The organism is Halococcus qingdaonensis, assembly GCF_024508235.1.
GTDB lineage: Archaea > Halobacteriota > Halobacteria > Halobacteriales > Halococcaceae > Halococcus > Halococcus qingdaonensis.
In genome coordinates this window covers 1,919,334-1,945,584 of sequence record NZ_CP101943.1, presented here as the reverse complement: position 1 = coordinate 1,945,584, position 26,251 = coordinate 1,919,334, and the positions used below count along the sequence as shown (strand labels likewise).

General features: G+C 66.1%; 34 protein-coding genes. 15 read left to right on the top strand and 19 right to left on the bottom strand.

The genetic code is table 11. From position 1 onward, the window contains the following. Positions 1-5: 5 nt before the first annotated feature. Genes NO363_RS10035 through NO363_RS10020 form a run of 4 tightly spaced genes read right to left on the bottom strand, consistent with a single transcriptional unit; the run spans position 6 to position 2,133 of the window. A complete protein-coding gene (locus tag NO363_RS10035; RefSeq protein ID WP_256684815.1) occupies positions 6-317 on the bottom strand; it encodes a 2Fe-2S iron-sulfur cluster-binding protein in 312 nt (103 codons plus the stop codon). Beyond that, positions 314-601, bottom strand: coding sequence for a hypothetical protein (locus NO363_RS10030; protein ID WP_256684814.1), 288 nt, complete (start codon positions 599-601; stop codon positions 314-316). Before NO363_RS10030 ends, NO363_RS10035 begins: the two co-directional genes overlap by 4 nt. Next, on the bottom strand, positions 601-1,650 hold the full coding sequence (locus NO363_RS10025; protein WP_256684813.1) for a ferritin family protein: 1,050 nt from the start codon (positions 1,648-1,650) through the stop codon (positions 601-603). Before NO363_RS10025 ends, NO363_RS10030 begins: the two co-directional genes overlap by 1 nt. Positions 1,651-1,704: 54 nt before the next feature. Then, positions 1,705-2,133 carry an SCP2 sterol-binding domain-containing protein gene (locus tag NO363_RS10020; RefSeq protein ID WP_256684811.1) on the bottom strand — a complete coding sequence of 143 codons (429 nt, stop codon included), beginning with the start codon at positions 2,131-2,133 and terminating at the stop codon, positions 1,705-1,707. A gap of 451 nt (positions 2,134-2,584) precedes the next feature. Between NO363_RS10020 and NO363_RS10015 the strand changes: the two genes are divergently transcribed. From NO363_RS10015 to NO363_RS10000, 4 genes are all read left to right on the top strand, one after another. After that, the gene (locus NO363_RS10015; protein ID WP_256684810.1) at positions 2,585-3,151 is read left to right on the top strand and encodes an SCP2 sterol-binding domain-containing protein; all 567 of its coding nucleotides are present in this window, start codon (positions 2,585-2,587) and stop codon (positions 3,149-3,151) included. A 1-nt stretch (position 3,152) separates the two neighbouring features. Next, complete coding sequence (locus NO363_RS10010) at positions 3,153-4,361, top strand: acyl-CoA dehydrogenase family protein (RefSeq protein WP_256684808.1); 1,209 nt, start codon at positions 3,153-3,155, stop codon at positions 4,359-4,361. 2 nt (positions 4,362-4,363) lie between these two features. Then, entirely contained in the window at positions 4,364-5,032 is a 669-nt protein-coding gene (locus NO363_RS10005; protein WP_256684806.1) for a helix-turn-helix domain-containing protein, read from the top strand. A gap of 94 nt (positions 5,033-5,126) precedes the next feature. Further along, the gene (locus NO363_RS10000) at positions 5,127-5,384 is read left to right on the top strand and encodes an MTH865 family protein (RefSeq protein WP_256684805.1); all 258 of its coding nucleotides are present in this window, start codon (positions 5,127-5,129) and stop codon (positions 5,382-5,384) included. Positions 5,385-5,428: 44 nt separating this feature from the next. On the opposite strand, the gene NO363_RS09995 is transcribed toward NO363_RS10000, so the two are convergent. From NO363_RS09995 to NO363_RS09975, 5 genes are all read right to left on the bottom strand, one after another. Continuing rightward, the gene (locus tag NO363_RS09995) at positions 5,429-5,686 is read right to left on the bottom strand and encodes a glutathione S-transferase N-terminal domain-containing protein (protein ID WP_256684804.1); all 258 of its coding nucleotides are present in this window, start codon (positions 5,684-5,686) and stop codon (positions 5,429-5,431) included. Between the two features lie 63 nt (positions 5,687-5,749). Then, positions 5,750-7,147, bottom strand: coding sequence for an aryl-sulfate sulfotransferase (locus tag NO363_RS09990; RefSeq protein ID WP_256684803.1), 1,398 nt, complete (start codon positions 7,145-7,147; stop codon positions 5,750-5,752). Between the two features lie 161 nt (positions 7,148-7,308). Further along, complete coding sequence (gene pyrE / locus NO363_RS09985; protein WP_256684801.1) at positions 7,309-7,830, bottom strand: orotate phosphoribosyltransferase; 522 nt, start codon at positions 7,828-7,830, stop codon at positions 7,309-7,311. Between the two features lie 90 nt (positions 7,831-7,920). Then, positions 7,921-8,523 carry a DUF502 domain-containing protein gene (locus NO363_RS09980; RefSeq protein ID WP_256684799.1) on the bottom strand — a complete coding sequence of 201 codons (603 nt, stop codon included), beginning with the start codon at positions 8,521-8,523 and terminating at the stop codon, positions 7,921-7,923. Positions 8,524-8,609: 86 nt separating this feature from the next. Then, the gene (locus tag NO363_RS09975; RefSeq protein WP_256684797.1) at positions 8,610-9,443 is read right to left on the bottom strand and encodes a proline dehydrogenase family protein; all 834 of its coding nucleotides are present in this window, start codon (positions 9,441-9,443) and stop codon (positions 8,610-8,612) included. 87 nt (positions 9,444-9,530) lie between these two features. Between NO363_RS09975 and NO363_RS09970 the strand changes: the two genes are divergently transcribed. The 5 genes from NO363_RS09970 to recJ all read left to right on the top strand — a co-directional run bounded on the left by NO363_RS09970 (position 9,531) and on the right by recJ (position 14,657). Further along, positions 9,531-10,076 carry a CDP-2,3-bis-(O-geranylgeranyl)-sn-glycerol synthase gene (locus NO363_RS09970; RefSeq protein ID WP_256684796.1) on the top strand — a complete coding sequence of 182 codons (546 nt, stop codon included), beginning with the start codon at positions 9,531-9,533 and terminating at the stop codon, positions 10,074-10,076. 369 nt (positions 10,077-10,445) lie between these two features. Beyond that, on the top strand, positions 10,446-11,534 hold the full coding sequence (gene hemC, locus NO363_RS09965) for a hydroxymethylbilane synthase (RefSeq protein ID WP_256684794.1): 1,089 nt from the start codon (positions 10,446-10,448) through the stop codon (positions 11,532-11,534). Continuing rightward, positions 11,531-12,274, top strand: a complete 744-nt coding sequence (gene cobA / locus NO363_RS09960) for a uroporphyrinogen-III C-methyltransferase (RefSeq protein ID WP_256684792.1) — start codon at positions 11,531-11,533, stop codon at positions 12,272-12,274. The genes hemC and cobA overlap by 4 nt, the downstream gene beginning before the upstream one ends. After that, positions 12,271-12,990 carry a uroporphyrinogen-III synthase gene (locus NO363_RS09955; protein WP_256684791.1) on the top strand — a complete coding sequence of 240 codons (720 nt, stop codon included), beginning with the start codon at positions 12,271-12,273 and terminating at the stop codon, positions 12,988-12,990. The genes cobA and NO363_RS09955 overlap by 4 nt, the downstream gene beginning before the upstream one ends. A 260-nt stretch (positions 12,991-13,250) precedes the next feature. After that, a complete protein-coding gene (gene recJ / locus NO363_RS09950; protein ID WP_256684789.1) occupies positions 13,251-14,657 on the top strand; it encodes a RecJ family nuclease in 1,407 nt (468 codons plus the stop codon). Here recJ and NO363_RS09945 read toward each other — a convergent pair whose 3' ends face one another. Both NO363_RS09945 and NO363_RS09940 read right to left on the bottom strand, forming a co-directional pair. After that, positions 14,658-15,218 (bottom strand): class I SAM-dependent methyltransferase, encoded by a 561-nt coding sequence (locus tag NO363_RS09945; protein ID WP_256684788.1) that lies wholly within the window; start codon positions 15,216-15,218, stop codon positions 14,658-14,660. After that, positions 15,218-15,658, bottom strand: a complete 441-nt coding sequence (locus tag NO363_RS09940; RefSeq protein ID WP_256684787.1) for a DUF302 domain-containing protein — start codon at positions 15,656-15,658, stop codon at positions 15,218-15,220. Before NO363_RS09940 ends, NO363_RS09945 begins: the two co-directional genes overlap by 1 nt. A gap of 98 nt (positions 15,659-15,756) precedes the next feature. Here NO363_RS09940 and NO363_RS09935 point away from each other — a divergent pair, with 98 nt between their 5' ends. Then, positions 15,757-17,133 (top strand): dihydrolipoyl dehydrogenase family protein, encoded by a 1,377-nt coding sequence (locus NO363_RS09935; RefSeq protein WP_256684785.1) that lies wholly within the window; start codon positions 15,757-15,759, stop codon positions 17,131-17,133. Here the strand turns inward: NO363_RS09935 and NO363_RS09930 are convergent. Continuing rightward, a complete protein-coding gene (locus tag NO363_RS09930; protein WP_256684784.1) occupies positions 17,130-17,408 on the bottom strand; it encodes a DUF7964 domain-containing protein in 279 nt (92 codons plus the stop codon). The genes NO363_RS09935 and NO363_RS09930 overlap by 4 nt on opposite strands. Positions 17,409-17,532: 124 nt before the next feature. On the opposite strand from NO363_RS09930, the gene NO363_RS09925 reads away from it, so the two are divergent. After that, a complete protein-coding gene (locus NO363_RS09925) occupies positions 17,533-18,543 on the top strand; it encodes a threonine aldolase family protein (RefSeq protein ID WP_256684782.1) in 1,011 nt (336 codons plus the stop codon). Here the strand turns inward: NO363_RS09925 and NO363_RS09920 are convergent. From NO363_RS09920 to NO363_RS09905, 4 genes are all read right to left on the bottom strand, one after another. Continuing rightward, a complete protein-coding gene (locus NO363_RS09920) occupies positions 18,540-18,671 on the bottom strand; it encodes a DUF7859 family protein (protein WP_256684780.1) in 132 nt (43 codons plus the stop codon). The two genes, NO363_RS09925 and NO363_RS09920, sit on opposite strands and share 4 nt — an antisense overlap. A gap of 85 nt (positions 18,672-18,756) precedes the next feature. Further along, complete coding sequence (locus tag NO363_RS09915; protein ID WP_256684779.1) at positions 18,757-19,131, bottom strand: SHOCT domain-containing protein; 375 nt, start codon at positions 19,129-19,131, stop codon at positions 18,757-18,759. Between the two features lie 89 nt (positions 19,132-19,220). Then, complete coding sequence (locus NO363_RS09910; protein WP_256684778.1) at positions 19,221-19,730, bottom strand: metallophosphoesterase; 510 nt, start codon at positions 19,728-19,730, stop codon at positions 19,221-19,223. Positions 19,731-19,775: 45 nt separating this feature from the next. After that, positions 19,776-20,657: an SDR family oxidoreductase gene (locus NO363_RS09905; RefSeq protein ID WP_256684776.1), complete on the bottom strand. Its 882-nt coding sequence runs from the start codon at positions 20,655-20,657 to the stop codon at positions 19,776-19,778. A 155-nt stretch (positions 20,658-20,812) separates the two neighbouring features. Here NO363_RS09905 and NO363_RS09900 point away from each other — a divergent pair, with 155 nt between their 5' ends. Then, positions 20,813-21,256, top strand: a complete 444-nt coding sequence (locus tag NO363_RS09900; RefSeq protein ID WP_256684775.1) for a universal stress protein — start codon at positions 20,813-20,815, stop codon at positions 21,254-21,256. Positions 21,257-21,324: 68 nt separating this feature from the next. Then, on the top strand, positions 21,325-22,071 hold the full coding sequence (locus tag NO363_RS09895) for a proteasome assembly chaperone family protein (RefSeq protein ID WP_256684772.1): 747 nt from the start codon (positions 21,325-21,327) through the stop codon (positions 22,069-22,071). An 83-nt stretch (positions 22,072-22,154) separates the two neighbouring features. On the opposite strand, the gene NO363_RS09890 is transcribed toward NO363_RS09895, so the two are convergent. Further along, entirely contained in the window at positions 22,155-23,216 is a 1,062-nt protein-coding gene (locus tag NO363_RS09890; protein WP_256684770.1) for a glycosyltransferase family 2 protein, read from the bottom strand. Between the two features lie 228 nt (positions 23,217-23,444). Here NO363_RS09890 and NO363_RS09885 point away from each other — a divergent pair, with 228 nt between their 5' ends. Then, positions 23,445-24,293: a lipoate--protein ligase family protein gene (locus NO363_RS09885; RefSeq protein WP_256684769.1), complete on the top strand. Its 849-nt coding sequence runs from the start codon at positions 23,445-23,447 to the stop codon at positions 24,291-24,293. 47 nt (positions 24,294-24,340) lie between these two features. Continuing rightward, positions 24,341-25,159, top strand: coding sequence for a deoxyribonuclease IV (locus tag NO363_RS09880; RefSeq protein WP_256684768.1), 819 nt, complete (start codon positions 24,341-24,343; stop codon positions 25,157-25,159). 10 nt (positions 25,160-25,169) lie between these two features. Here NO363_RS09880 and NO363_RS09875 read toward each other — a convergent pair whose 3' ends face one another. Together NO363_RS09875 and NO363_RS09870 are read right to left on the bottom strand one after the other, a co-directional pair. Next, positions 25,170-25,469: a hypothetical protein gene (locus tag NO363_RS09875; RefSeq protein WP_256684767.1), complete on the bottom strand. Its 300-nt coding sequence runs from the start codon at positions 25,467-25,469 to the stop codon at positions 25,170-25,172. 125 nt (positions 25,470-25,594) lie between these two features. Further along, on the bottom strand, positions 25,595-26,248 hold the full coding sequence (locus NO363_RS09870; protein WP_256684764.1) for a DUF7095 family protein: 654 nt from the start codon (positions 26,246-26,248) through the stop codon (positions 25,595-25,597). Positions 26,249-26,251: the final 3 nt, after the last annotated feature.

Below are 26,251 nucleotides of genomic sequence, written 5' to 3'. Positions count from 1 at the left end.
ATTTCTCAAAAGAGATCGAGTCCGAGCAGCTCCTCCTGAACCTCGTTCCCAGCTCGAACACGGCAATCGCTTCGTGGCTTCGCACTGCAGAGCAACACGTAGCCCGCCTCTCTGTCCTCTTTGTCGAGGGCCATCCCGTCGCTCTGGTCGATCTCGCCCGTCAAGAGTTCTCCGGTGCAGGTAGTGCAATTCCCCTCTCGACAGGAGCAGGGGAGGTCGAGACCGTCGTCGAGGCCGGCATCGAGGACGTATTCGTTCTCGTTCACGTCGAGTTCGTGGGTTTCGTCGCCGAACTCGATGGTGACTCGATGGCTCACACGCGCTGGCGGAGCTTGTACATTTCGAGCGCTTCGAGGCGGGGGTCGCCCGTGCTTCGGTCGTCCTCGTCGAGGCTCGCGCCGCTCACCATCTCGTTGAAGGAGGTGCTGACACCTTTTTCTTCGAAGCTCGAATCCATGATGTAGGCGACGTTGTCCCTGATCTCTGCCTCGCTCTCGTCGAGTTCCGCAGCGGCCTCTGCGATGGCTTCGTCGACTTCCTCGTCGCTCGCAGTGAACGATGCCCCGCGGGCGAGTTCGTGGAGTTCGTTGTCGGTCGCCATCACTCATCACCCCCGTCCGCCGTGATGCCACGCTTTTGCTGGTAGTGACGCTCCTGCTCTTCGAGGCGGCTTTCGAGATCCCACTCGGTAATCTCGTCGTAGCGATCGCTCACGGTATCCATGACCTCCAGATAGTCGATGTCACAGCCGAGAGTCTCGTTGTACATCCCATCGATGAGGTTGCCGCCGCGCAGCAGCGTCGCATCGATGTCGAGATCGAGCGGGTCGCCGACCGCTTCGGTGTACATGTACGCGAAATCGGCCATGTATGGGACGTCCTTGTAGAGCGTCTCGACGATACCCGCTTCGACGCCCTGATAGGACGGTTCGCCGGCGCGCTCCTTTTCGAGAAGCTCCTTCAGCAGTTCGACGCCGTGGGTGATGTGGCGGCCCTCGTCGGTGCTGATGAACTTGAAGGCGTAGTTCAGCAGTGGGAGGTTCGCCCGCTCGGGTAACCGACTGATCGCCGTCGAACCGACCCGCGCGAGGATACCCTCGACGTTGAGATGGTAGTTCGTCGCGGCCCGGGCGATGTCAACCGGATCGTCGGTCTGTGCGGCCTTCGCAGTCAGCAGCCCCTGATGTTCGAACACCTCACCCAGTCCCGTGGTCTGGACGATGGGGACGCGGGTGCCGCGCCGCGGATCGAGTTCGGTGTAGTTGTCGCGGTCGTCCATCACCTCGTTCATGTAGATGTCGAGGAACTGGGTGTGTTTGTGCTCGGTCAGCGTGAGCATCGTCATGAACATCTCTTTCTGTCGATTTCCTGCCAGACAGTCGGCACCCATCGCTCGCGAGAGATTGGTCGCGGCGTCGCCGGCGACCTCGGTCTCGCCGTCGAGAAAGCCCGACAGCAGGTAGCGAATCTGGTTGCGCTCGTCCTCGCCGAGCGACTGCCACGTTTCCCTGTCTTGCTCGAAGCCGATCTCGTCGAACAGTTTCTCGACGTTCCACGTGCCCAGTTCGACGCCTTTCTGGAACAGCTGATACCACTTGTCTCCGGTCTCGATTCGCTGGCCAGCGTACGGCGGGGCAGCTGACTGTGCCATGAGAACATACAACGGAAGAGCGAGTATGACGATTGGTCCTGCTATACGCGGTGGTTAAAATAGGTGTTGCGTGTCGACCCGGGCGGCGGTGTCGCCCAACTCCTGTGCAGCCTCGCTGTAGGGCAGAATCGTGGTCGTCGAGCCGTCGAGTTCGAGGGCTTCCGAGAAGATGGATTCCATCACGTCCGCGCCCTCAATGAGGTCTTTCCAGTTCTCATATGGGCCGACGATCCGGAAACCTGGATCGTGCGCCGCAGGGTCGGAGAGGACTTCGGCTTCGCGGCATTCTCCATCGGAGAGGTCGAGATACGCATGAATAGTTTTCTCGTAGAGATACTGCTCCAGTTGGTCGAACAAATCGTCGAGGTCAGCGGGGAACTCTTCGCGAAGGGCAGGAAACGTGATAGCGGGAGCGTCGGCGACAGGCGTCTCTATCACGGCCGATATGAGCCGTTCGTGATCGCTGCCATCGTGGTCTGCCATTCGATCTTCGAGATCTGGCGGTGCATCGGCGAGTAGTGTTTCGACCCGTTCTTCGGAAAGCGACTGGAGGTTCTCACGAAGCTCTCCCGAAAGCTCCTCGGGAAGTCTTTCGACGGTGGTTTCGGTCGGAACATCCGTGATCTCGAAGACGAAATCGCCGGCGAAATCGACGCCCCAATCCTCGCTTGCCGCTCGATATCTGTCGTTGTCGTTCAGCGCCGCTCGATACGCAGCGAGCCACTCGCGCGATGGAAACCACTCCATGCACGGACGACGTGCGCTGTCCACCTGACGATTCGTACAGTCATACATGGTGATTTATCCCTCCGTCACCTGACACCGAGCTCCGCTCGTCGGATGGTATATAAAGAACCTGTTATCCATCGAAGCAAGCCCATTGGGCTCCCGGCCGTTTCGGTCATACGGTCGGCCGCGAGCCGACAGAGCCACTATGACCGACGAGCAACTCATCCAGCGAATCGAGACCGCGCTCGAAGAGGAGCAGGACCAGCTCGAAGCGGACCTCCTCGCCATTCTCGCCGACATGGAGGGCCAAACGGACGAGCTCGTGCGCGAGCATCCGGAAGTGATGGCCAGCATTCTCGGGCGCATGGAGGCGATGGATATCGCCTCGTTCGTCTCCGAAAACCCCGAGACGGCCGATCAGTTCCAGGAACTGCTCTGGTCGGGCATGCGCGTGATGGTCGAGCGGAACCCAGAGGTCAAAGAGCAGATCAACGAGGACATCACCACGAATTTCGAGGCGGACGACTGTCCGATGGAGGGCCACCTGAAGGTCCGCGAGAAGGAAGAGCTCATCACGGGCGGGGCGGGCCAGCTCGACGACGCCGACATCACCATCACGGGACCGGCCGACGTGCTGGTGGGGCTCATCACCGGTAACGTCGACCCGATTCAAGGGTTCATGCAACAACAGTACGAGATGGACGGTCCGGTGCAGAAGGGGACGAAACTCGCACCGATCATGAACAGCCTCTCCGAGCAGGTGCCCGAGTGAGATGGATCTGACCGACGAACAACGCGCGTTTCGCGACGATCTCCGGGAGTATCTCGACGAGACGATCGACCCGATCGTCGACGAGGCCGACAGAAACGGTCCGATGGACCGGGAGGAACTGCTCGGCTACGTCAGCGACCTGAACGACCTCGGCGTCGGCTTCGATCCCGAGACGGCACCGAACTTCTTCGGCGATGTCTGGAACTTCACGATCGCGGCCGAGGAGATCAGCTACACGTGGCCGAGCCTGCTCGTGGGCGTGATGATGTCCTTTCCCGCCCTGTTCGTCCAGTTCGCGGCCGAGCAGACCCGGCAGGCGATGCTCCCGAAACTCGAAGACGGCGACTGTCTCGCGGCACTGGCCGTCACCGAACCCGAGGGCGGCAGCGACACCGCGCGGCCGAACACCGTCGCGAGAAAGGACGGCGACGAGTTCGTCCTGAATGGCGAGAAGACGTGGGTCGGCAACGCCCACTACGCCGACTGCGTGCTCGTGGTCGCCCACGACGACTCGACGGGCGCGTCGGACATGTTCATGGTCGATCGCGCGAACAACAGCTTCGAGACCCGGGAAATCGACAAGATGGGCTGGAAGGGCGTCTCGAACGCCCGGATCTCCTTCGACGACGTGCGCGTGCCCGAGGGCAACCGCCTCTCGAACATGTTCTCCAACGCGATCATGGCGGGCAACGAGATGAACGACATCGTCCCGTTCCCCGAGAGCGTCACGCAGCTGTTCTTCGATCAGAAGCCGCTCAACGCGACGTTCTCGTTCATGCGCACGGGGATGTCGTTCATGTCCGTCGGCATCATGCAGGCGGCGTTCGACGCCGCGCTCGATCGAGCGACCGACCGCGAGACCTTCGGCAAGCCGATCGCCGAGCACCAACTCGTCACCGAGAAGTTGTACGACATGAAGGCCGGCTTGGAGACCTCGCGCCAGCTCTCGCGGCGCGCGGCCGAACTGCTCGAAGACGGCAGCGAGGACGCCCGTCTGATGTCTTCGCTGGCGAAGGGCTACACGAGCGAGACTTGCAAGGACGTGACCGACGACGCGATCCAGGTGTTCGGCGGCGAGGGGCTGAAGACCGAAAACCGGCTCGAACGCTACTACCGCGACGCCCGCGTCATGACTATTCCCGACGGAACGACCGAGGTCCAGAAGCTGATCGTCGGGAAGGAACTCACCGACGCCAGCGCGTACAGTTGACGGTGGAGCGATCGACCGACGAGCGCGCGCACGTCCGGCAGTTCACCCTCTCGCTCCGGCCGGGCGAGGGGCTCGTCCATCCCGTCGACGACGCGCTCGCTGCCGTGCCGGCCGTCGGCCGGGAGTCGCTGAGCCACGTCCAGAGCAACACGGAAACGAGCGCACTGTGTTATCGATTCGAAGGCGACGAGATCGCCCTCGCCGACGTGCTCGAAGAGCGATCGGACGTGCTCGCCCACGACGTCATCCACGACGACGGTGGCGCGTTCGGATTGTATCTCCGTGTCGAGGGCGAGCTCGCCGTGTTCGAGCGCTGTTTCTTCGAACAGGGGGTACTCGTCGATCCGCCGATCGCGATCACCGATCGTGGGCTCCGGCTGCAGGTCATCGGGACGCCCGCGATGATCAAACGCGCGATGGAGCGCCTGCCCTCGGGGGTCGCCTGCTCGGTCGATCGACTGGGCGGTGCCGAGAGCGATGGCCTGCTGGTGGCCGCACTCACCGACCGCCAGCGCGAGGTGATCGAGACGGCCTTCGATCTCGGCTACTACGAGATCCCGCGACGAACGACGCATGCCGATATCGCCACCGTGCTCGACCTCTCGGGATCGACCATCGACGAACATCTCCGCAAGGCCGAAGCCAAACTGATGGAACAGCTGCTCTCTTGATGGTCGATCGCCGATATATCGGTACTGGTCACTTAAATTCCACCGTATGAGCGGCCACAGAGCTACGCCGCGACGGCACCATCCCCCACCTGCGATGTCAGACAAAGACGACATCAGACAGCAGCTTCACGACGGGTTCGCGGACGCCGACTACCCCGTATCGAGTCCGATGGATCTCGTGCCGGCGCTGCCGAACGGGCCGTCGACCACCTTCGAGTCCGGCGACGTGAGCTTCACCGCGATGGAGCTCAACACCCAGGCCGGCGGCCGGCAGGAGTTCCCCTACGAGGACGTCGATCCGCTCGTCGACGACGTCATGGCTGGTCTCGAGGACGAGGGCTACTTCGACTGAGACGCGTCGCTATCGGCCGGTAATCGACACGAAAAAGTGTGTTCTCAGGCCGCTGCGTCGCCGTAGGTCTCGTCGAGGTAGGCGACGATGTCGTCGGACTCGCTCATGCCGTCGACGTCGTGTTCGGGATCGACGAGCACTGGGACGCCGGTCTGGCCGCTGACCTCCTCGACCTCGGTGCGCTCGTCGTGTGAGCTCGGCACCATATGCGATTCGTAGTCGAGATCGAGATCGGCGAGTTTGTCCTTCACTTTCGCGCAGTACGGACAGCCCTCCAGTTCGTAGAGTTCGAGGTTCGACATCACCAGTAGTACGGGAGCAAGCCACAAGAACGCCACGATGTTGCGATCAGGGCACAACACCGGTCAGGAGAACACGCCCGCGACCCGCCGCCGGATGCGCCGGCGTTGATAGACGACCTCACCGACGACCCAGACGAGCACGACGAGCAGCGCCCCGACGAGCGCGGCGAAGGCCCAGCTCGACAGCCAGACCGGGCGGAAGAACGGCGTCACGTGCGCATAGCGCTCGGCGGCCGACTGGACGACCTCCTGTACCGGCGTGCCGGCCGCTGCGGCCGCGACCCACGACGAAAATCTCGCCTGGTCACCGGGACCGCTCTTGGCGCTGCCCGAGAGGCTATAGTTGCCCGATGCGTTCATTTCGGTCGCGGTCGGACCGTGTGACCCGCCGACCGAGGCGTTTCGCTCGCTCGATCCGGCGGCGCTCAGTCGTTCGGCGTCGTAGGGTGCCCACGGTGCGTAATACTCCCAGACGATCTCGCCGTCGGGCGTGACCTCGACGACGCGATGGTTCAGCGTGTCCGTGATGAGCGTGTTGCCGTTGGGCAGGCGATCGGCGTCGCGCGGCCAGTTGAACCCGCCCGAGAGCTCCCACGTCCGATTCCACTCGCCGGGGCCCTCGCGGGCGTACTCGATCACGCGATCGTTCTCCGAGTCAGCCACCAGTATCGTCGGCGTGCCGTTCGGCCCTTCGAGATAGTCGGGGTTGTGCTGTTCGAACAGTCGCGAGTGGTTGCCGTCGCTGCCGAGGCGCGTGGTGATGTCGTCCGTTTCCCGATCGACGACGATCACCTGATCGAAGTTGCGCGGCGAGGCGAGATACTTCCCGTCGCCGATCTTGTCGACGTCGTTGACGTGTGACCAATCCTCCGAGTAGCCGCCGTCGGTCGATTCCGGGAAGTGTTCGTTGAACGTCCACTCCCAGACGATCTCACCTTCGCTGCGGTCGTAGATGAACAGTCGGTCGTTCGCGACGCCGGATTCGTTCGTCTTCCGCATGTTCGCCACGAGCAGCTGATCGCCGTTGATGAGATCCACGTCGTGGGTGTCCTCGGCGTCGAACGTCTCCTCCCAGACGCGGCTGTCGGTCTCGGGATCGAGTTCGTACACCACAGTGTCGCCCGGCACCGTAGAGGTCACGAGCAGGTTGCCGTTCGCGAGCGGATCGACGTCGTAGAACCAGCGTGCACCCTCCTGGGAGCCGTTGTGGACCCATTCGGTCGCCCCACGCGGGCCGGCGGAGACGAGACGGGCCGGCTTCTTTCCGTTGCCGATACCCTGGAAGTGGAACCCCTGCACGCTCACGACCGTCGAGCCGTTGGCGGGCTCGTCGATCGTGCCGGGGCCGAGATTCGTCGGCTCGTAGGTGGCCGCCGAGACGGCCGCCGCGAGGAGCAGTGCGCCCACGACGAGCGCGAGCGCGCCCCTGAGCAGCCAGCGCCGCGGCGGAAGCGAAGCCATACGCGTTCAGCGCAGCCCGGCGGTTGAATCGCTTGCGATTGTACTGTCGGACAGTAGTCCGCGAGTAGCGGATCGAAGACTCCGGTACGACGAATAGCCGTTCGTATCACGATCCCTCGGCCCATTCTGTCCGACAGTATACCGTCGCGCGGTCGGCCGGTTTACTCGTCGGCGAGCAGCTCCGAGGCAGTGACCAGCGCGTCGAGTTCGACGTCGGCCTCGGCGAGGGTTTCGCGGGCACCTTCCTCGCGGTCGACGACGACGAGCACGCGCTCGACGCGCGCGCCGGCCTCCCGCAGCGCCGTGACCGCATCGAGCGCGCTCTGGCCCGTCGTGGCGATGTCCTCGATGACGACGACCGACTCGCCCTCGGCCAGCTCGCCTTCGATCCGATTGCTCGTTCCGTACTCCTTTTTCTGTTTCCTGGCGATGACGTACGGCGAATCGGTCTCGACGCTCGTCACGGCCACTAGTGGCACTCCGCCGAGGGCGACACCGGCGAGTGTCTCGTCGTCGAGCCGTGTCGCGAACGCGTCGGCGATCAGCGAGAGACAGTCCGGATCGGTCTCGAAACGGTATTTGTCGACGTAGTAGTCGCTCGTGCCGCCGTGGGAGAGTTCGAACTCGCCGAATTCGACCGCGTCGACCCGTCGCAGCGCGTCGATGAGCTCCGTGTCGGTCATGCCGTCGGATCGACCGCGCTGGGTATAAACGGCGCGACAGCGCCCGACGGCGGTCGGTGCAGTCGACGTGAGAATATCTGTCGGTGGTGTCTACGACTCGCGATAGAGCGGTTCATCACGGACGTCGATGGGGACTTCGGAGTCGTTGGTCTCGCCGAAACCGGCGCTGAGTACCCGTGTGAGTGCGTCCTCGACGCGTTCGTCGGTCTCCTCGTACTGATCGGGCGCGACCTCGATGACGAACCCGGTGGTGATGTTCGGCGCGGTCGGGAGGAAGAGCACGTCCCGGCCGTCCTCGGTTCGCTTGCCGGTCTTGAACGCTGTCATCCGTAGGCCGTCCCACGTCTCGAGTTTCACCGGTGCCTGGAGATCACCGGTGCCCGTGACGGCCGTCTCGACGGCCATCTTCGAGGCGTTGTAGACCACCCGGAGTCCCGGCAGGCTGTTCATCACGTCGTCGATCGCCCCCTCCACCAGCGGGCCGCTCGCGGTGCGCATCAGGTAGCCAGCGCCGAAGACCAGCAGTGCGAACACCGCGAGCGTGAGTGGCACCCGGACGATCGCCGGCTGGATCGCCTCGATGAAGGGCAGGCTGGCGATCGTGTTGTAGACGAATGCGAGCACGTAGAGGGTGACGATGATGGGCACGAGCACGACCAGTCCACGGGTGCCATCGCGCTTCCACGAGACCATTGGCCCGTATGATCCCCCGAAGGTTATGATACTGCCGGCGAAATCCGGGTCGAGCAACGGTCCGTCGGCGTTGGCTGGGGTGGTCGCTACCGCCCGAGCAGCGCGCGCAGCCCGAACAGCAGGTTCTCCCGGCGCTCCATCATCCGACGATAGAAGTACGACAGCCAGCTGTCGCCGTAGGGAATGTACTGATAGACTTCGTGCTCGGCGGCGAGGTCGTGCTGTGCGTCCTCGCGAACACCCATCAGCATCTGTATCTCGAACGCCGTTCCGTGCTCGTCGTGGAGCCCCTCGGCGTAGTCGATCATCGCGGGATCGTGGCTGCCGACCGCGATGCCGCCGTCGAACTCGGCGAACATGATCTCCAGACACTCGCGATAGGCCTCGTTGACCCGCGACTTCTCCCGGTAGGCGACGTCACCGGGTTCGTCGTAGGCACCCTTGACCAGCCTGACCTTTCCGGGATAATCGGCCAGTCGGTGGAGATCGTCGGGCGTCCGTTTGAGGTTCGCCTGCACGCAGACGCCGATCCCGTCGTACTCCTCGACGTGGTGGGTGTAGGCGTCGAGCGTCGCGTCGGTCGTCTCGTGGTCCTCCATGTCGATCCAGAGGAACACCCCCTGCTCGGCCGCCCGCTCGACGACGAGTTCGAGATTGGAGCGAAAGCATCCCTCGGCGATGCCGAGACCGAGTTGTGAGGGCTTGATCGAGACCGTGGCGTCGATATCTTCCTCGCCGATCGCCTCGATGAGCGCGCAGTAGGACTCGCGGTCGGCGGCGGCCGGCTCCGGGCTGTCGTAGTGTTCGCCGAGGAGATTACAGATGCTGTTGATACCCTCGGTGTCGAGCACGCGGGCGTGAGTGATGACATCGCGTTCGGTCTCGCCGGCGACGAACCGATCCGCGATCGGCGGTATCATGGTCGCAAGTTTTGCCGTCGGCGGCAAAGAACTGTCGCTCGCGCGGCGAATCCGGGCGGTTAAGAGCGCCCCGGGTCGAGTGCCTCCGTGACTCTCGTCGAGACGGTCGCCGTCGCGATCTGGGCGCTGTTGCCGGCGTACGTCCCGAACAACGCCGCCGTGCTCCTCGGCGGCGGTCGCCCCATCGACGGCGGTCGGACGCTCGACGGCGCACGCCTTCTCGGCGACGGCAAGACCTGGCGCGGCGCACTCGCCGGCACGCTCGCCGGTGTGGCTGTCGCGGCCCTGCTCAACGCTATCGCCCCCACCGTCGGGACCGCGACTGGATTGGCACTACCGATGTTTCCCCCTGCTGCCGCCCTCGCGCTCCCGCTCGGAGCGATCCTCGGCGACATCGTCGCCTCCTTCCTCAAACGGCGCACCGGCCGCTCGCGCGGCGCGGCGTTTCCCGGACTCGACCAACTCGACTTCCTCGTCGGCGCGCTCGTCCTCGCCGCACTGGCCGCTACCACGTGGTTCACGGCGACCTTCACACTCCCCGTGCTCGCGGCGGCGCTCGTGCTGACGCCGCTCCTGCACGTCACCACCAACGTGATCGCCTATCGTGCCGGCCTGAAGAGCGAGCCGTGGTAGTACCTTTTTACTGCGGGGGTCGCGCTTGCTCACCGTGTTCGCTCGCCCGACCCCCGCTTGCAAAAAGCTACGCTAAAAACTCCCGCTCGCTCCCTGCGGTCGCTCACGGCGAACCGCGCTCGTTCCACTCGCGCGGATGCGACAACTCCCGCACAGCACCGCCGAAGCCCTCGGCGCGCTCCCTGCGGTCGCTACTCGCTCGGCCTGCGGCCTCGCTCGCGCCTCGCCCTTCATCCGCCAGGACTGCACGGCTCCCGCACCGCAACCGCCGCCGGCCGGCGGCGGCAGCGCCGGCACTCGACCCTCGACGATCATCCAGCGATGAGGCGCTCTCGAAGGGGGTATCAACCCAGCCGTCCGAGTGCGGGCATGAGCACACACGAGGGAGCCATCAGGCTGGCGACGCGGGGGTCGGACCTCGCGCGCCGTCAGGCTGCCGGCGTCCAGGAACACCTCGAATCACGTCGTCGGTCGGTCGAACTCGTCGAGGTCGAGACGCGGGGTGACAAGATCCGTGACGAACTCATCCACCGCCTCGGGAAGACGGGCGCGTTCGTCCGCGCGCTCGACGAGGAGGTCCTCGACGGCGACTGTGATCTCGCCGTCCACTCGATGAAGGACGTCCCGACCGAGGGGATGGACGATCTGGTCGTCGCAGGTGTCCCCGAGCGGGCGACCCCGGGCGACGTGCTCGTCACGCCCGACGGGACGGACTTCGACGAACTGCCTGATGGTGCGACCGTCGGCACGTCGAGCCTCCGCCGGAAGGCCGAGATACTCGCCACCCGCCCCGATTTGGACGTCGAACCGCTCCGGGGCAACGTCGACACCCGCATCGAGAAGCTGCTCGCGCCGCATCGCCAGCGCGAGCACGAAGAACGGATGGAGGCCGACGAGGAGGATGACGACGAGTTCGAGCGCACGCCCCAGGAGTGGTTCGACGATCTGCGCGAGATCGAGCGGCGATCACTCGAACGCGAGGTCGATACGGAGTACGACGCCATCGTGCTCGCGGCGGCGGGGCTCGAACGGACGGGGATCGGCCGTGGGCTCGACATTCAGGAGCTCCCGCCCGAGACGTTCGTCCCGGCTCCCGGGCAGGGTGCGCTCGCGGTGACTGCCCCCGACGGCAGGTTCGCCGAGACGGTCAACGAGGCGATCGATCACCCGCGCACGCGCGTCGAGACGACCGTCGAGCGAGTCGTTCTGGAGGAGCTCGGCGGCGGCTGTGTCGCCCCGATGGGCGCGTACGCGGTCGTGCAGGGCGAGTACGTCCACACCGTGGTGCGCGTACTGAGCGAGGACGGCACCGAAGAGGTGAGCACGACGCGGGATCTGCCCATCGAGAGCCACCCCGAGGCGGCCAGCGACCTCGCCGCCGATCTCGCCGAGCAGGGTGCGGCCGAACTCATCGAACAGGCCCGCGGGACCGACGGGGAGGCCAAGCGCGCCGAATGAACGGTACTGTGTCCCTCGTCGGCAGCGGTCCGGGCGATCCGGAGCTCCTGACCGTGAAGGCACGCCGGCGCATCGACGCGGCCGACGTCGTACTCCACGACAAGCTTCCGGGGCCCGATATCATCGACACGATCCCCGAGGCGAAGCGCGAGGACGTCGGCAAACGCGCCGGTGGCGAGCGCACGAGCCAGGAGTACACCAACGAGCGGCTGGTCGAACTCGCTCGCGAAGGCAAGGACGTCGTCCGGCTCAAAGGTGGCGACCCGTTCGTTTTCGGCCGCGGCGGCGAGGAGACGAGCCATCTCGCCGCCAACGGGGTCGATTTCGAGGTCGTGCCGGGGATCTCCTCGGCGCTCGCCGCACCCGAACTCGCGGGGGTGCCCACCACTCACCGCGAGCACGCTTCGAGCGTGTCGTTCGTCACCGGCCACGAAGACCCGACGAAAGAGGAATCGGCCGTGAACTGGGAGGCGCTCGCCGCCACCGGTGGGACGATCGTCGTCCTGATGGGCGTCGGCAAGCTCCCCGACTACACCGCCGCGCTCCGGGAAGCCGGAATGGGGAGTGACGTTCCGGTCGCGCTCGTCGAACGCGCGAGTCGTCCCGACCAGCAGGTGGCGACGGGAACACTCGACACCATCGTCGACGTCGCCGAACGCGAGGGCGTCGAACCGCCAGCAGTCACGGTTATCGGGCAGGTCGTCGGCGAGCGCGAGCAGCCCCGGGAGGCCGAGCGATGAACGTCGCCGCCTTCCGGCCGGACGACGAGCGCCTCGAACGCGCGGGCGAACTGCTCTCGTCGCTCGGCGTCGACCCGGTTCTCGACCCGATGCTCGCGGTCGAAGCCACCGGGGAGACACCCCGGACCGACGCCGACTACACCGTGCTCACGAGCAAGACGGGCGTCGAAATCGCCACCGAGGCGGGCTGGCAGTCCGACGGCGTGCTCTGTGCCATCGGCGACGCCACGGCGGCGGCGCTGCGCGCGGCGGGCTACGACGTCGATCGCGTGCCGGCGGAGTTCTCCTCCGTGGGAATGGTCGCCGATCTGGAGGACGAGATCGCGGGCGCGCGCTGTGAAGTCGCCCGGAGCACGCATGGCTCGCCGAAACTCACCGACGGGCTCGAACGCGCCGGCGCGTACGTCCACGAGACGATCCTCTACGAGCTGCGCCGCCCGCCCGAATCGGGCGAATCGGCGGCGCTGGCGGCGAGCGGCGATCTCGCTGGCGCGCTGTTCACCTCCTCGCTCACGGTCGAGAACTTCCTCGCGGCCGCCGCCGAGCAGGGCGTGCGCGAGGCCGCCGTCGCCGGACTGAACGATGCGGTCGTGGGAGCCATCGGTGAGCCGACACGAAAGACCGCCGAGCGCGAGGGCATCAGCGTCGATGTCGTTCCCGAATCGGCGTCGTTCGAGGCGCTCGCGCGAGAGACCGTCGGGCGGCTGTCAGAGTAAGCGACGGGACCGACTGTATCGGACGACTCGGCGGATTGGTCTTGTTATCGTTTTATCCGCAGTGAAACCGCAGACGACCGCTACGCACCGCGACGGCCACACCCTCCCCAACCGATTCACTCACTCGCTTCGCTCGTTCGCTCATCCCTCGCACGAGTCGCGCCTCTGGCGCTCCCGCGCGCCACAGCCATCGGCCGATTTTTCGCGTTCACAGCACACGGTCCGGAGGTTTAAACCCGATTGCGCCGTAGCCGCCGCCGATGGGTGGACCGATTCCGGCACTCGACGCACGCGCGAGATCGTGCGCCGAGCGCCTCGCTCGCGCCGAGCGGGTGCTGCTCGCCTCGCACATCGACGCCGACGGACTCACGAGCGCGGCCATCGCCGCCGAGGCGCTCGATCGCGCCGACATCCCCTTCGAGACCGTCTTCGCAAAACAGCTCGATCCCGACGCGATCGCAGGGATCGCCGAGCGCGATTTCTCCACCGTGCTCTTCACGGATTTCGGCAGCGGCCAGCTCGACGACATCGCCGACCACGAGGCCGCGGGCGCGTTCACGCCGGTCATCGCCGACCACCACCAGCCGGCCGACGCCGGGACCGAGTTCCATCTGAACCCACTCTTGGAGGGGCTCAACGGCGCGACCGAACTCTCGGGAGCCGGCACGACCTACGTTCTCGCGCGGGCGCTGGGCGACGAAGCGAACCGCGACTTGGCGGCGCTGGCGGTCGTCGGCGCGGTCGGCGACATGCAGGACTCGTCGGGCGAACTTGTCGGCGCGAATAGAGAGATCGTCGCCGAGGGCGTCGAGGCCGGTGTACTCGCCGAGACGACCGATCTCGCGCTGTATGGCAAGCAGAGCCGCCCGCTGCCGAAACTCCTCGAATACGCCAACGACGTGCGGATTCCAGGCATCTCTGGCAGCGAGCGCGGTGCGATCGGCTTCCTCTCCGATCTCGACATCGAGCTCGAACGGGATGGGGAGTGGCGGCGCTGGGTCGATTTGACGGGCGACGAGCGACAGACGGTCGCGAGCGCGCTGTTGCAGCGCGCGGTCGCCCGTGGCGTGCCCGCGAGCCGCATCGACGATCTCGTCGGGACGACCTACACGCTCACGAACGAAGCCGAAGGCACCGAACTGCGGGACGCCAGCGAGTTCTCGACGCTGCTCAACGCGACCGCGCGCTACGACCGCGCCGACGTCGGGCTGGCGGTCTGTCGCGGCGATCGCGACGACGCACTCGACGAGGCCAGGACGCTACTCACCAACCACCGCAAAAACCTCGCGACGGGGCTCGACTGGGTGAAGCAAGAGGGCGTCACGCAGGGCGAGCACGTCCAGTGGTTCGACGCCGGCGAGGCGATCCGCGAGACGATCGTCGGCATCATCGCGGGGATGGCGCTCGGGACCGACGCACTGCGCGGCGATCGACCGGTCATCGCCTTCGCAGCGAAAAACGACACCGAGAGCAAGGTCTCCGCACGCGGGACACACAGATTAGTTCGATCGGGGCTCGATCTCTCAGCGGTGATGGGCGAGGTCGCGCGGGCGCTCGGCGGCGACGGCGGCGGACACGACGTGGCCGCGGGGGCCACGATCCCGAAGGGCGACGAGGAGGCGTTCGTCGAACGCGCCGATGCCGTCGTCGCCGACCAGCTCGGCTGATTATTCGATAGTGGCGACGAGGAGAAAGGTCTCGGGGCGCGTGAACGCGTGCTCGATCGTGAAGCCACGTTCGCGGAGTTTTTCGGAAACAGTCTCGACGGTGTAGCGCTCGTCGAGCGGCGGGCCGTGCTCGCCGAGACCCTCGCCGCTCCAGTCGACGATCGCGAGGCGACCGGAATCGGTGAGCACTCGCTGGATCTCGCCAAGCGCGTCGTCGCTCGCGAACTCGTGATAGGTCATCGTCGAGAACGCGCCGTCGATCGAGCCGTCCTCGAAGGGCAGCTCCTCGATGCCGGTCGTCACCGGTTCGACGTTGTCGGGCAGCCCCTTTTCGGCGTAGTGGTCGTGCATCGCTGCCTGAATGTCGACCGCGTAGATCGTGTCGGCGTGTGGAGCGACGACGTCGGTGAAAAAGCCCGTGCCGCTGCCGAGATCGGCGACGGTGTCGTCGGGGTCGGGTGCGAGCGCCCAGAGCAGTTCCTCGCCGGAGACGTACCGGTAGCGACGCCCGGCGTCCTCCAGCTTGTCCGCGCGGTCGGCGTCGAAGGTGTGGTGGCCCATCAGAGCGCCTCGAACGCTTCCTCGGCGAGCGCGCCGGTGTCCGCGACGATGTCGGCCATCGTCTCGTCGTCGGGGGCTAGCCCGACGAGGCGCGCGATGCGCATGATCGAGACGTGATAGACGGTCTGCGTTCCCGGCTCTTCTTCCCAGACGACGACGTTGCAGGGGAACAGTCCGCCCATGCGGTCGTCGGTGGCATCGAGCGCGCGATCGGCGACCGCGGGATTGCACGCGCCGAGCACGTAGTAGGGATCGCGATCGGCGTCGACCTTCTCGTTGAGCAGCTCCGACGGCGAGAACTCGACGGGGATCCCGAAACCCGCGTCCAGAAACGTCTCGCGGACGTGTTCGACGGCCGCCTCGTGGTCCATGTCGAGCGTCGTCCGCTTCACGCCGACGTCCTCGTCGTCCAGCTGGGTCGGATCGATAGGAAGTGCCATCCGAAGAAAGTATTGTGCGCTTCGTGAAAAACCCTTTCGAGCGTCGCTACTCGCCCTCCGCGCTAAACCGATTTATGCGTCGGGCGTCTCCCGATCGTATGGCGAACTTCGACCTCCTCGTCTTCGGCGGTGGCACCGGCAACACGGTCGCATCGGCGGCGGCCGCGGCGGGACTCGACACGGCGCTCGTCGAGCGAGGACCGATCGGCGGGACCTGTCTCAACCGTGGCTGCAACCCCTCGAAGATGCTCATACAGCACGCGAACACGCTCAACGACGTCCGCGCGGCCGAGCAGTTCGGCATCGAGGCCACCGTCGAGGAGGTCCACTTCGGCGAGTTCGTCCGCGCGGTGAACGACGAACTGGCTGACGCGGCGAGCGGAAAGGAATCGAACAAGCGCGACGAGGAGAACCTGACTCTCGTCCAGGGGGAGGCGCGGTTCGTCGACGAGCACACCATCGAGACCGAGAGCGGCGAAACGCACACCGGCGAGAAGATCGTCGTCGCGGCCGGATCACGCCCGATGGTGCCCGACGCGATCGACGGGCTGAGCGAGGTCGACTTCCTCACCAGCGACGACGCGATCCGGCTCGAAACGCCGCCGGACAGGTTGGTGGTGCTCGGCGGCGGCTACATCGCAGCCGAACTCGGCTACTTCTTCGGCTCGTTCGGGACCGACGTCGCGCTCGTCGAGATGGAAGACTTCCTCGTGCCCCGCGAGGACAGCGAGGTGGCGGACGCGTTCACCGAGATCGCTCGCGAGCGCCACGACGTCTACACCGGCCATCACGTCACGGGCGTCGCCGAGTCGGACGACGGGATCGTCGTGAGCGCCGAATCGGAGGACGGCGACGAGATCGACGTGACCGGCGACGAACTACTCGTGGCGCTCGGCCGCCGTCCGAACACCGACTCGATCGGGCTGGACGAGACCGATATCGAAACGACCGACGCGGGGTTCGTCGCGACCGACGAGCAGTTGACGACGAACGTCGAGGACGTCTGGGCGATGGGCGATATCGCCGACAACGCGATGTTCAAACATTCCGGCGATTACGAGGGCGAGATCGTGATCGACAACGCTGTCCACGGGGTGGAACGAGCCGCTGACTTCGACGCCCTCCCGCACGCGGTGTTCACCGAGCCACAGATCGGTGCAGTCGGGCAGACCGAGGCAGCGCTCGACGACGAGGGACAGGAGTACGTCGTCGGACGAGCCGAGTTCACCGACACGGCGATGAGCCGGGCGCTGAAACTCGATCGGGGGTTCGTGAAGGTGCTCGCCGACCCCGACAGCCACGAGATCTTCGGCTGTCATATTATCGGTCACGAGGCTTCGACGTTGCTCCACGAGGTGACGCCCGCCGTTCGGTACGGGCTCAGGGCCGACGAGCTTGCGAACACGCTGATCCACGCCCATCCCGCGCTGAGCAAGGTCGTGATGCAGGCGTGTGCGGACGTCGCCGGAAACTAGCCAGCTTCGAACTGATCGAGCGTCGCCTCCAGCAGTTCCCGTTCGTCCGCATCGTGTGCCAGCACGCACTGTTGCCAGTGCCCGCGGTCGGGATCGAGGGTGAGATATAGAACGGTTCCGTCGACGAGAGCAGTCGCAGTGCTCGTCACGTCGTGGCTGTGTTCGTAGCCGGTCGGCAGTTCGATGACGCTCCGCACCGCTGGGCGCTCGCGGAGGCGTTCGAGCTCGCTCGTCGAAAGGGATCCGTCTGGCAGTTCGGGAGCCAGATTTACCATCGAGAGCGGCTACGTTGCGATGGGGTATGTCGTTTGTCCCTGCCGTGGCTGGCAGCGAAGCCATGGCGCGTGTGGCGAACCCCGATGACGTTGAGTATTTCAGCCCGCATCCGGTACGAAAACCGTGATAGATCTCCGTAGCGACACGGTGACGCGACCCGACGAAGCGATGCGCGAGGCGGCCAGTACGGCCGCCGTCGGCGATGACGTCTACGACGAGGACCCCACGGTCAACGAGCTCGAAGCCCGTGCCGCCGAGGCCGTCGGCATGGAGGCCGCCCTCTACGTTCCGACGGGGACGATGGGCAACCAGATCGCCGCACGCACTCACACCGACCGCGGCGACGAACTGCTCTGCGAGCGCGACAGCCACATCTACAACTGGGAAGTCGGCGGTCTCGCCCAGCACTCTGGGCTCCAGGCGCGCCCCATCGACGGCGGTACACGCGGTGTCATCACTCCCGATGCCGTCCACGACGCGTACGTCGAACGCACCGATCACCGGCCCGGCACCGGTCTGCTGGCGCTCGAAAACACCCACAACCAGAAGGGTGGCGTCGCCATCACCGCCGACGAGATCGACGCGGCCGCGGCGGCCGCCCACGAGCACGGCGTTCCGACCCACGTCGACGGCGCACGCCTGTTCAACGCGAGCGTCGCGCTCGACACACCCGCCCCGCGGCTGCTCGACAACGCCGATTCGGTGATGTTCTGTCTCTCGAAGGGGCTCGGCGCGCCCGTCGGCTCGATGCTCGCCGGGAGCGAGGCGTTCATCGAGCGTGCACACCGCAACCGGAAACTGCTCGGTGGCGGGATGCGCCAGGCGGGGATCATCGCCGCCCCGGGACTGGAAGCGCTCGACAACGTCGACCGACTCGCCGAGGATCACGCCAACGCCCGGACGCTCGCGGCGGGGTTCGACGCTATCGACGGCCTCGCCGCCGCACCACCCGAGACGAACATCGTTCTCGTCGAGACCGACGGCCCGGCCGAGGCGTTTATCGAAGCCATCGCCGCGGAAGGGGTCCGTGCGTCGGCGTTCGGCGAGCACACCGTTCGGCTGTGTACCCACTGGGACGTCGACGAGAGCGACATCGAGCAAACGATCGAGCGCGTCGAGCGCGCGCTGGACTAGCGCCGACCGCGCTCGGTGCCCTCACGGAAGGCGGTGGCGGTGCGCCGGATGAGGAGGTAGAATCCGAAGAACACCAGGAGAATGACTGCAAGGAGAACGAGCAACACCGGGTCGAGACCGAGAGCCATGGAAGCGCGTAGCCGACCGCCGCGTAAATCCGTTTCGGGCGTCACAGCCGTTGCTGTGGCGCGGTCGGACCGTGGCTGGCGAGCGTCATTGCGACCGCTCGACGAGTCGCTCGTCGTTTCGGCTGGCCACGTCGCTGACCGTCTCCGTTTCCAGGAGCTCGTTCAGGCGACGCTCGAACTCCGCGTGGTCGATCTCGCCGCGCGCGTATCGCTGCCGGAGGGTCGTCAACGCGTCCTCGCTAGCATCGTCCGCCGTCGTGTCGGCCGTGGTGCGTGTGTCGAGCCACTCACCGATGCGCTCGCCGCCGCCAGCGAGATAGAGCAGGCCGACGACGCCGATGAGGATCGGGAGCACGCCGAAGAGCGTCCCGGTTCCGAGCTGGACGATCCCGAACAGGAACGCGATGATGCTAACCGGGACGACGACCGCCGTGGCCGGATCGCTCGGTGATGGTGCCATTCTCTGAGTGACAGCTGCTGCGTCGCATCAGTATTGTAATCCGATCTACAAATTTCTGTCGGTGCCGTGGGTATCGAAACGGCTTCAGTTCACAGTTCCACCACGAACTCCTCGAAGACCTCTCCGTCGGGTTCCAAGAGTCGCCCCTCGACACGCCCTTCTTTCACGTCGAGTTCCGCGTAGCCCGGCCGATACCACCTCGGGTCGGCGTGACTGCCGGGATTGAGGAGTACGATCTCGCCCGTGTCGGTGACGCCCGGCTGGTGTGAATGCCCCGAGATCACGAGATCGGCGTCGGCCTGTCGGCCGAAGAGTGCCAGTCCCGTCTCGTCGCGGCCGTCGCCATGAGTGAGCGCGATGGTGACGCCCTCGTGATCGACGACGCGCTCGCCCGGCAGGCGCTCGCGGACGGCCGGCGTGGCGTTGTTACCGTAGACGGCACGAAACGCCCGTGACTCGGTCTCGAAGGCGTCGAGCACGCGCTCGGTCGTGAAGTCGCCGGCGTGGACCACCAGGTCGGCCTCGCGGACGGTATCCAGGAGCTGGTCGTCGAGGCGATGGCCGTCGGTACCGTGCGTATCGGAGAGAACACAGATCATGGCCGAGCTACCCGCCGCGGGTGAAAAATCGTTCCGTATATGGACTCATTCGGCCTGCGCGCTCTCGAAGCCGTCGGCGTAGTCGGCGACGAACCGTTCGAGCGGGATCGGTTCGCGACCGAGCAGCGCCTCGACGTCCCGGCTCACGCGCCCGGCGAACCCGAGCCGCGCGGTGGTGTAGATGCCGATCATGACGAGCACGAACGCGAGCGGCTGTCCCTCGGCACGGAGCCGCCGGACGAACGCCGGGATCGAGGGGTTCGCGTAGTCGATCGGCCGATCGAGCACGTCCGAGAACATCTCGGCGACCGTTGCGTAGTCGAACGCTGCCGGACCAGTGATGTCGTATGCACGGTTTCGATGGCCGGGCTCGGTGAGTGTGATCGCAGCGGCAGCCCCGATGTCGCGCGCGTCGACGAAGCTCGTCTTTCCGCTCCCGGCCGGAACGAAGATCTCGTCGCGCTCGGCGATGGCCTCCCGGTGGACCTCGGCGAGGTTCTGCATGAAAAACGACGCCCGGAGGAAGGTGTGGCTCACGTCGGCGTCTCGGAGATGACTCTCGATGCGGCGATGGGGCAGGATCGGGTTCTTCTCCGCGCCGAGCACCGAGAGGAAGGCGACGTGCTTGACGCCCATCCGCGCGGCGGCATCGATCGCGGGCGTGATGTGGCGCTTGACGCACCCGATCGTCGGCGGCCGGATGAGAAAGAGCGCGTCGACCCCATCGAACGCCGCGCCCCACGTCTCGGGTCGTTGGAAGTCGAACTCCGCGTATTCGATCCCGTCACCGAAGCGCTCGCGGGCGCGTGCGACGTCCCGGACGCCCGCTCGCACCGTGGTGTCTCCGTCCGTGATGTCACCGTCGACGAGGCTCGTCACGACGTGTCGACCGACGGTTCCCGTGGCTCCCGTGACCAGTATCCTCATTCTCGGACGAACGCTGCCACGGTTCCTATACCTGTCTACCGGAGGGGGGGGGGGGGGAGTCCGGCGGATGGTTCGGATGGGTAAGACGGAGAGAGAAGACGGGAGCAGGATGGTTCAGCGCCAACGCTTATGTCATGACCGTCCGTGAACGACGTATGCTGCTGGTTCCCTTCGACGGGTCGGCCCTCGCGAAAACGGCGCTCTCCCGCGCCCGCGAGTTCGGATCGGCGCTCGGCGAGGACGTGCTCGTGCTCGTCGTCGTCCCATACGACGCCTCGTTCGCCCGCGAGCGTGGCTGGATCACGGCGGACGAGCCGTTCGATCCCCAGCGTGCCGGCGACGAGCTGGCGATGACCGCGGGGGAGATCGCGCCCGAAAGCGAGGTTCACGTCGAGACGACCGAAGCGACGAGTTCGCTCGCCTCGACCGAGACCGACATCAGCCGGACGATCCGTGAGGTCGCCCACGAGCGCAATGCGACGGTCGTCTTCGTCGGGAGCGAGAACGCCGGTCGCGTCACCGCGCCGCCGACCAGCGTCGGCACGCCCGTCGCCGAGGATCCCGACTACGACGTCTACATCGCCCGCCACGCCGAGTGAGCGGCCACCGATCGGCGTCGTGCTTCTCTGACGCCAACGGTTAACTCGCGGCCGGGCAAAGGCGGTTCATGTCGCAACAGCCAGCACCGCAGACACCGTCGTTTCACGTCGAACAGGCGACCGAGCCGACGTCGGAGACGCTCATCGCCGGTTTCTCGACATTCGGGCTCGCGGGTCTCACGGCCGTCGACTACGTCGTCGATCACCTCGGTCTCGAAGAGTGCGGACACGTCGCCGTCGATCAGCTGCCGACGATCACGCCCTTCGAGAACGGCACACCGCGCCACCACACGCGGCTGTTCTCGCGCGACGGGCTCGACGTCACCGTTCTGGTCGGCGATCTGTTCATCCCGCCCGTCGCCGCCGAGGCGTTCAGCACGGCGCTGCTCGACTGGACGGCCGCCAACGACGTCGCGGAGGTCACGGTACTCTCGGGCGTGCCGATCCCACACGGACCGGACGGCCATCGGGTGTTCTACGTCGCCTCCGAGGACTACCAGGAGCGCCGGCTGTCGAGCACGGAGCTCCCGCCGATGACCGAGGGGTTCCTCGACGGCGTGAACGCGAGCCTGATGCAGCGCGGGCTGGAGACCGACCTCGCGACGGGGATCCTCACGACGCCGGTCCACAGCCAGGGGCCGGACGTCGAGGCGGCGCTCCGGCTCATCGAGGGCGTCCGTTCGATCTACGGGCTCGACATCGACACCGAACCGCTCGAGGCGTTCGCCGACGAGGTACGGAACTACTACGAGGGGCTGAGCCAGCATCTCGACGCGGCCGAGAGCCAGGATCGCCCGGACATCATGTTCGGGTAGCCCGGTCACGCACCGTGGCTCACGTGCTGTTTCCATCAGATGCCACCGACCGATCGGCGATTCGTTCCTGACGATGGTTCGTCTTAGTCGGTCGTCTTCTCGGTGACGTGGAAGTCGTCGGGTGGTGCGATCAGCCCGGCCGTCGCCCCCACGGAGTGGACGAGCACGGCCAGCGGAACGAGCGCGAACATCGGCAGCGATCGCAGCGACAGCTGGTCGTACTGAAAGAGACCGAGCGCGAACCAGACCACCATCAACAGCGCGAGCGTCACCGAGAGCAGCTGCAGGAGCCCGGTACAGAACAGGTGTAGGCCGCTGAGCGTCACGCCGACCGTGACGAGCGGCATGACTGGGGCGATCGCCCAGACGTACGATCGCCCCTTCGCGAGCAGTTTGTACAGCAGCGGGAGGTTCGAGGCCTCCTGATGGTTGCCGGCGGCCCAGCGCCGGCGCTGCTGGAAGATCTCGCCGAGGCTCGGCGGTGCCTGGTTCGAGAAACTGGCCGAATCGAGCGCGTACGAGACCGACTCCGATTCGGCGGCTCGCCAGAGGAAGGCGGTGTCCTCGACGAGCGTCGGCCAGTCCCACGTCACCCGATCTTCGAGCGATTTCCGGACGGCGATGCCGCCGCCCCAGGCGAACAGCGGGATGCGAAAGCGATGGAAGGCGTGCTGCTCGATCTGCGCGCCCATGCGGAACACGTCGGCGAAGTACGCCAGCCACGACCCCGTGTAGCGGGGCCGTTCGCTGAACTGCACCACGTCGGCGTCGGGCAGTCCGTCGAACTCCTCGACGATGCTGTCCTCGTCGAGATAGAGGACGTATTCTCGATCACACGACAGGGTTTGCCGCGCCCACTCGATCGCGCGGCCCTTCCGGACCGCCTCGCAGGAGAACGATTCGGGGACGACGTGGACCTCCGCGCCGTCGATCGCGATCGGTTTCTCGGCGATCACGTGCCGATCGGTGATCGACGCCGGCAACGAATCGACCGTCTGCTGGACGACGTCCTCGGCACCGATCGTGAGGATGCGCACCTGCACGTCGTCCGAGCCGTACGCCGTCTCCTGGTCGTCACGATACCGCGCGAGGACGAGGGTCTCGAACAGCCAGAAGAGGCCCGCGACGGCGAACAGCACCGTCACTAACCAAATAAACGCTGATGCTACCGCTCCGGGGGGATGGATCATTGGTACGTGGATATTCGAGCCGTGAATAAATGAACGTTCTGTGATATATGAGGGCATGAGAGCTGATCGCAGCGCTCACGGCCTGTACTGTCTGTTTTAGTGCAGACAATGGAACGTGGAACCAACTCCTGGCCCGACCGCCGGGTCCACAACGGCTTTGCGTCGACGATCGTTTCACTCCGCATGGCCGACATCGAGGATCGGGAGTGGCGGCTCATCCGCGAGGACGTCAGACCCGGGCCGCTGAACATGGCGCTCGACGAGATCGCCGCCGAGACGGCTGCTGCGGGCGGCCCGCGGACGGTGCGCGTCTATCGCTGGGAGCCCGCGACGCTCTCGCTCGGCTACCAGCAGGAGCCGGCGACCGTCGACTGGGGATTCTGCGATCGCGAGGGGATCTCGGTGACGCGCCGGCCGACCGGCGGTGGCGGTATCTATCACGACAGTCACGGCGACGTCTCTTACTCCATTGTCGCGCCCGCCGCCGAGCTGCCCGGCGATCTGATGGACACCTACGAACTGCTCTGTGAGCCACTCTTCGACGGGTTCGACCGTCTCGACGTTCCCGTCTCGTTCGCGAGCGAGGATCGTCCGGCGGTCTACGAGCCCGCCTGCTATCTGCGCGCGCTCCATCCGGCTCACGACGTCGTGGCCGCCGACGGCCGGAAGATCAGCGGCAACGCTCAGTACCGTCGCCGCGACAGCGTCATCCAGCACGGCTCGATCCTGTTCGACGACGCGACCGAGCGTCATCTCTCGTGTTTCGTCGACGCGCCATCCGCGGAGCGCTTCGACGAACGGGTGACGAACGTCCGGGAGCAGGCGAGCGTGGATCGCGAGCACGCCGTGAAATCGTTCGAAAACGCGCTCGCCGACTGGGCCGACGCCGAGGTCGGCACGTGGACCGACGACGAACTCGATCGAGCGCACGAGCGCGCCCGCGAGAAGTTCGCGAGCGACGCCTGGAACCGCGACCGAGAGGATCCAACCGCAGCGCGAGCCGTAGCCGATCGCGAGGAATCGATCGAGTAGTCGCGGCCCTTCGATGGCCCTATGAGTACTCCCGGCGATGTCCGTACATGCACGTCGGAGCACACGTCTCGATCGCCGGCGGCGTCGACAACGCCGTCGGGCGCGAGGAGGACGTCGGCGGGAACTGCGGACAGATATTCACGGCCTCGCCACAGGTCTGGGCCGGCCCCGACATCGACGACGAGGAGGCCGCCCGCTTTCGCGAGGGCGGACTCGGCCCGTGGGTCATCCACGCCTCCTACCTCGTGAACCTCGCCACGCCGAAGGACGACCTGCGCGAGAAATCCATCGCGAGCCTCCAGGACGAGTGCGACGCGGCCTCACAGTTGGGAATCGAGTACGTCAATGTCCACCTCGGTGCACACACCGGTGCTGGCGTCGAGAACGGGCTCGACAACGCCGCGAGCGCCATCGACGAGATCGACATCCCCGCGGACGTCACCCTGCTCGTCGAAAGCGACGCCGGCAGCGGCACCAAACTGGGCGACGAGTTCGCCCACCTCGCGGCCGTTCGCGACCGCAGCCAGACGGACATCGGCTTCTGCCTCGACACCGCCCACACCTTCGCCGCGGGCTACGATCTCTCGTCGCCCGAGGCAGTCGAAGAAACCGTCGCCGCCTTCGACGATACGGTGGGCCTCGGCGATCTCCACTGTTTCCACCTCAACGACTCGAAGCACGCCTGCGGGACGAACAAGGACGAACACGCCCACATCGGCGAGGGCGAGATCGGCGACGCGGGCATGCGCGCGATCGTGACTCACGACGATCTGCGCGAGCTCCCGTTCGTCCTCGAAACGCCGACCGAGGACGGCCGTGGGTTCGCCTGGAACATCGACCGCGTTCGCGAGCTGCGCGCCGACTGAGGTCGCCGTTTCACCGCATCTCGGACACGATCGGTCGATCGATCCTCGGACCGATTTCTCGACTAGCCCTCCTCGCCACCTTCGCCACCGCCATCTTCGCCTCCTTCACCGCCTTCGCCACCCTCTTGCTCCCCGCCACCACCGCCTTCTCCTCCTTCGTCGCCTCCACCGCCTTCTTGCTCTCCTCCTTCGCCGCCCCCACCGCCTCCATTTTCGCCACCTTCCTCTCCCTCACCGCCGCCTTCTCCCTCTTCGCCCTCGCCACCAAGGCCGATATCGGAACAGCCGGCGAGTCCGACTGCGAGCGCACCGGCCGACAACGAGAGCGTTCGGCGGCGAGTCAGCCGTCTCTCCTCGTTCCCTTCGGTCATGCAACCGGCTGACGACCGGTGGGGAGTTAACCCTTCTCGTGTTCCGCCGCGGCGCTGCAGCGGCTCAGACCACGTCGCCGCGAACGCTCGCGCCCTCCTGGCGCTCGCGGTACTCTCGCACCGCGTCGGCAGCGCGCTCGGATTCATCCTCGTCCATCCCGACCATTCCGAGCGCGTCGGCGAGGGTCGGAAAGACGAACTCGCCCGCTTCGAGTTTTTCGAACGCGTCCTCGGATCGCTGACCGTCGAGCCAGAGACAGACCCCGCGCGGGTCGAGGATCTCCGTGTAGTTCTCGCGGGCCATCGCCCCCTTGAGGCGCTGGGTCACGTTGTCCTCGAAGCTCGCGTTACAGACCTCCAGGTGGATTGGTTCGTCGTCGCCGACGAGCTGGGCCGCGAGACATTTCTCGGGGGCGGCGTAGCCGTTGGCGCTGGCGCGGATCCGGTCGGGATACTGGTCGGCCCAGTCGGCGCTCACGGTCTTGCCGACCCCCTCGACGCCGTGTGTCTCGCGGAACTCGGCCTCGCGATCGTCGTCGCCGCCGAAGAGCAGGTCCTTCGTGAGATAGACGTCGAGGCGTTCGACGGGATCGAGCCCGAGCGCGAGATCGCCGTAGACCCACAGCTCGCGCACCGGGACGGGCATCGGCTCCTCCTCGACGGTCTCGACGAGGCGCTCGACGCGCTCGACGGCCTTCTCGCGGGTGAACGCGGTCATTAC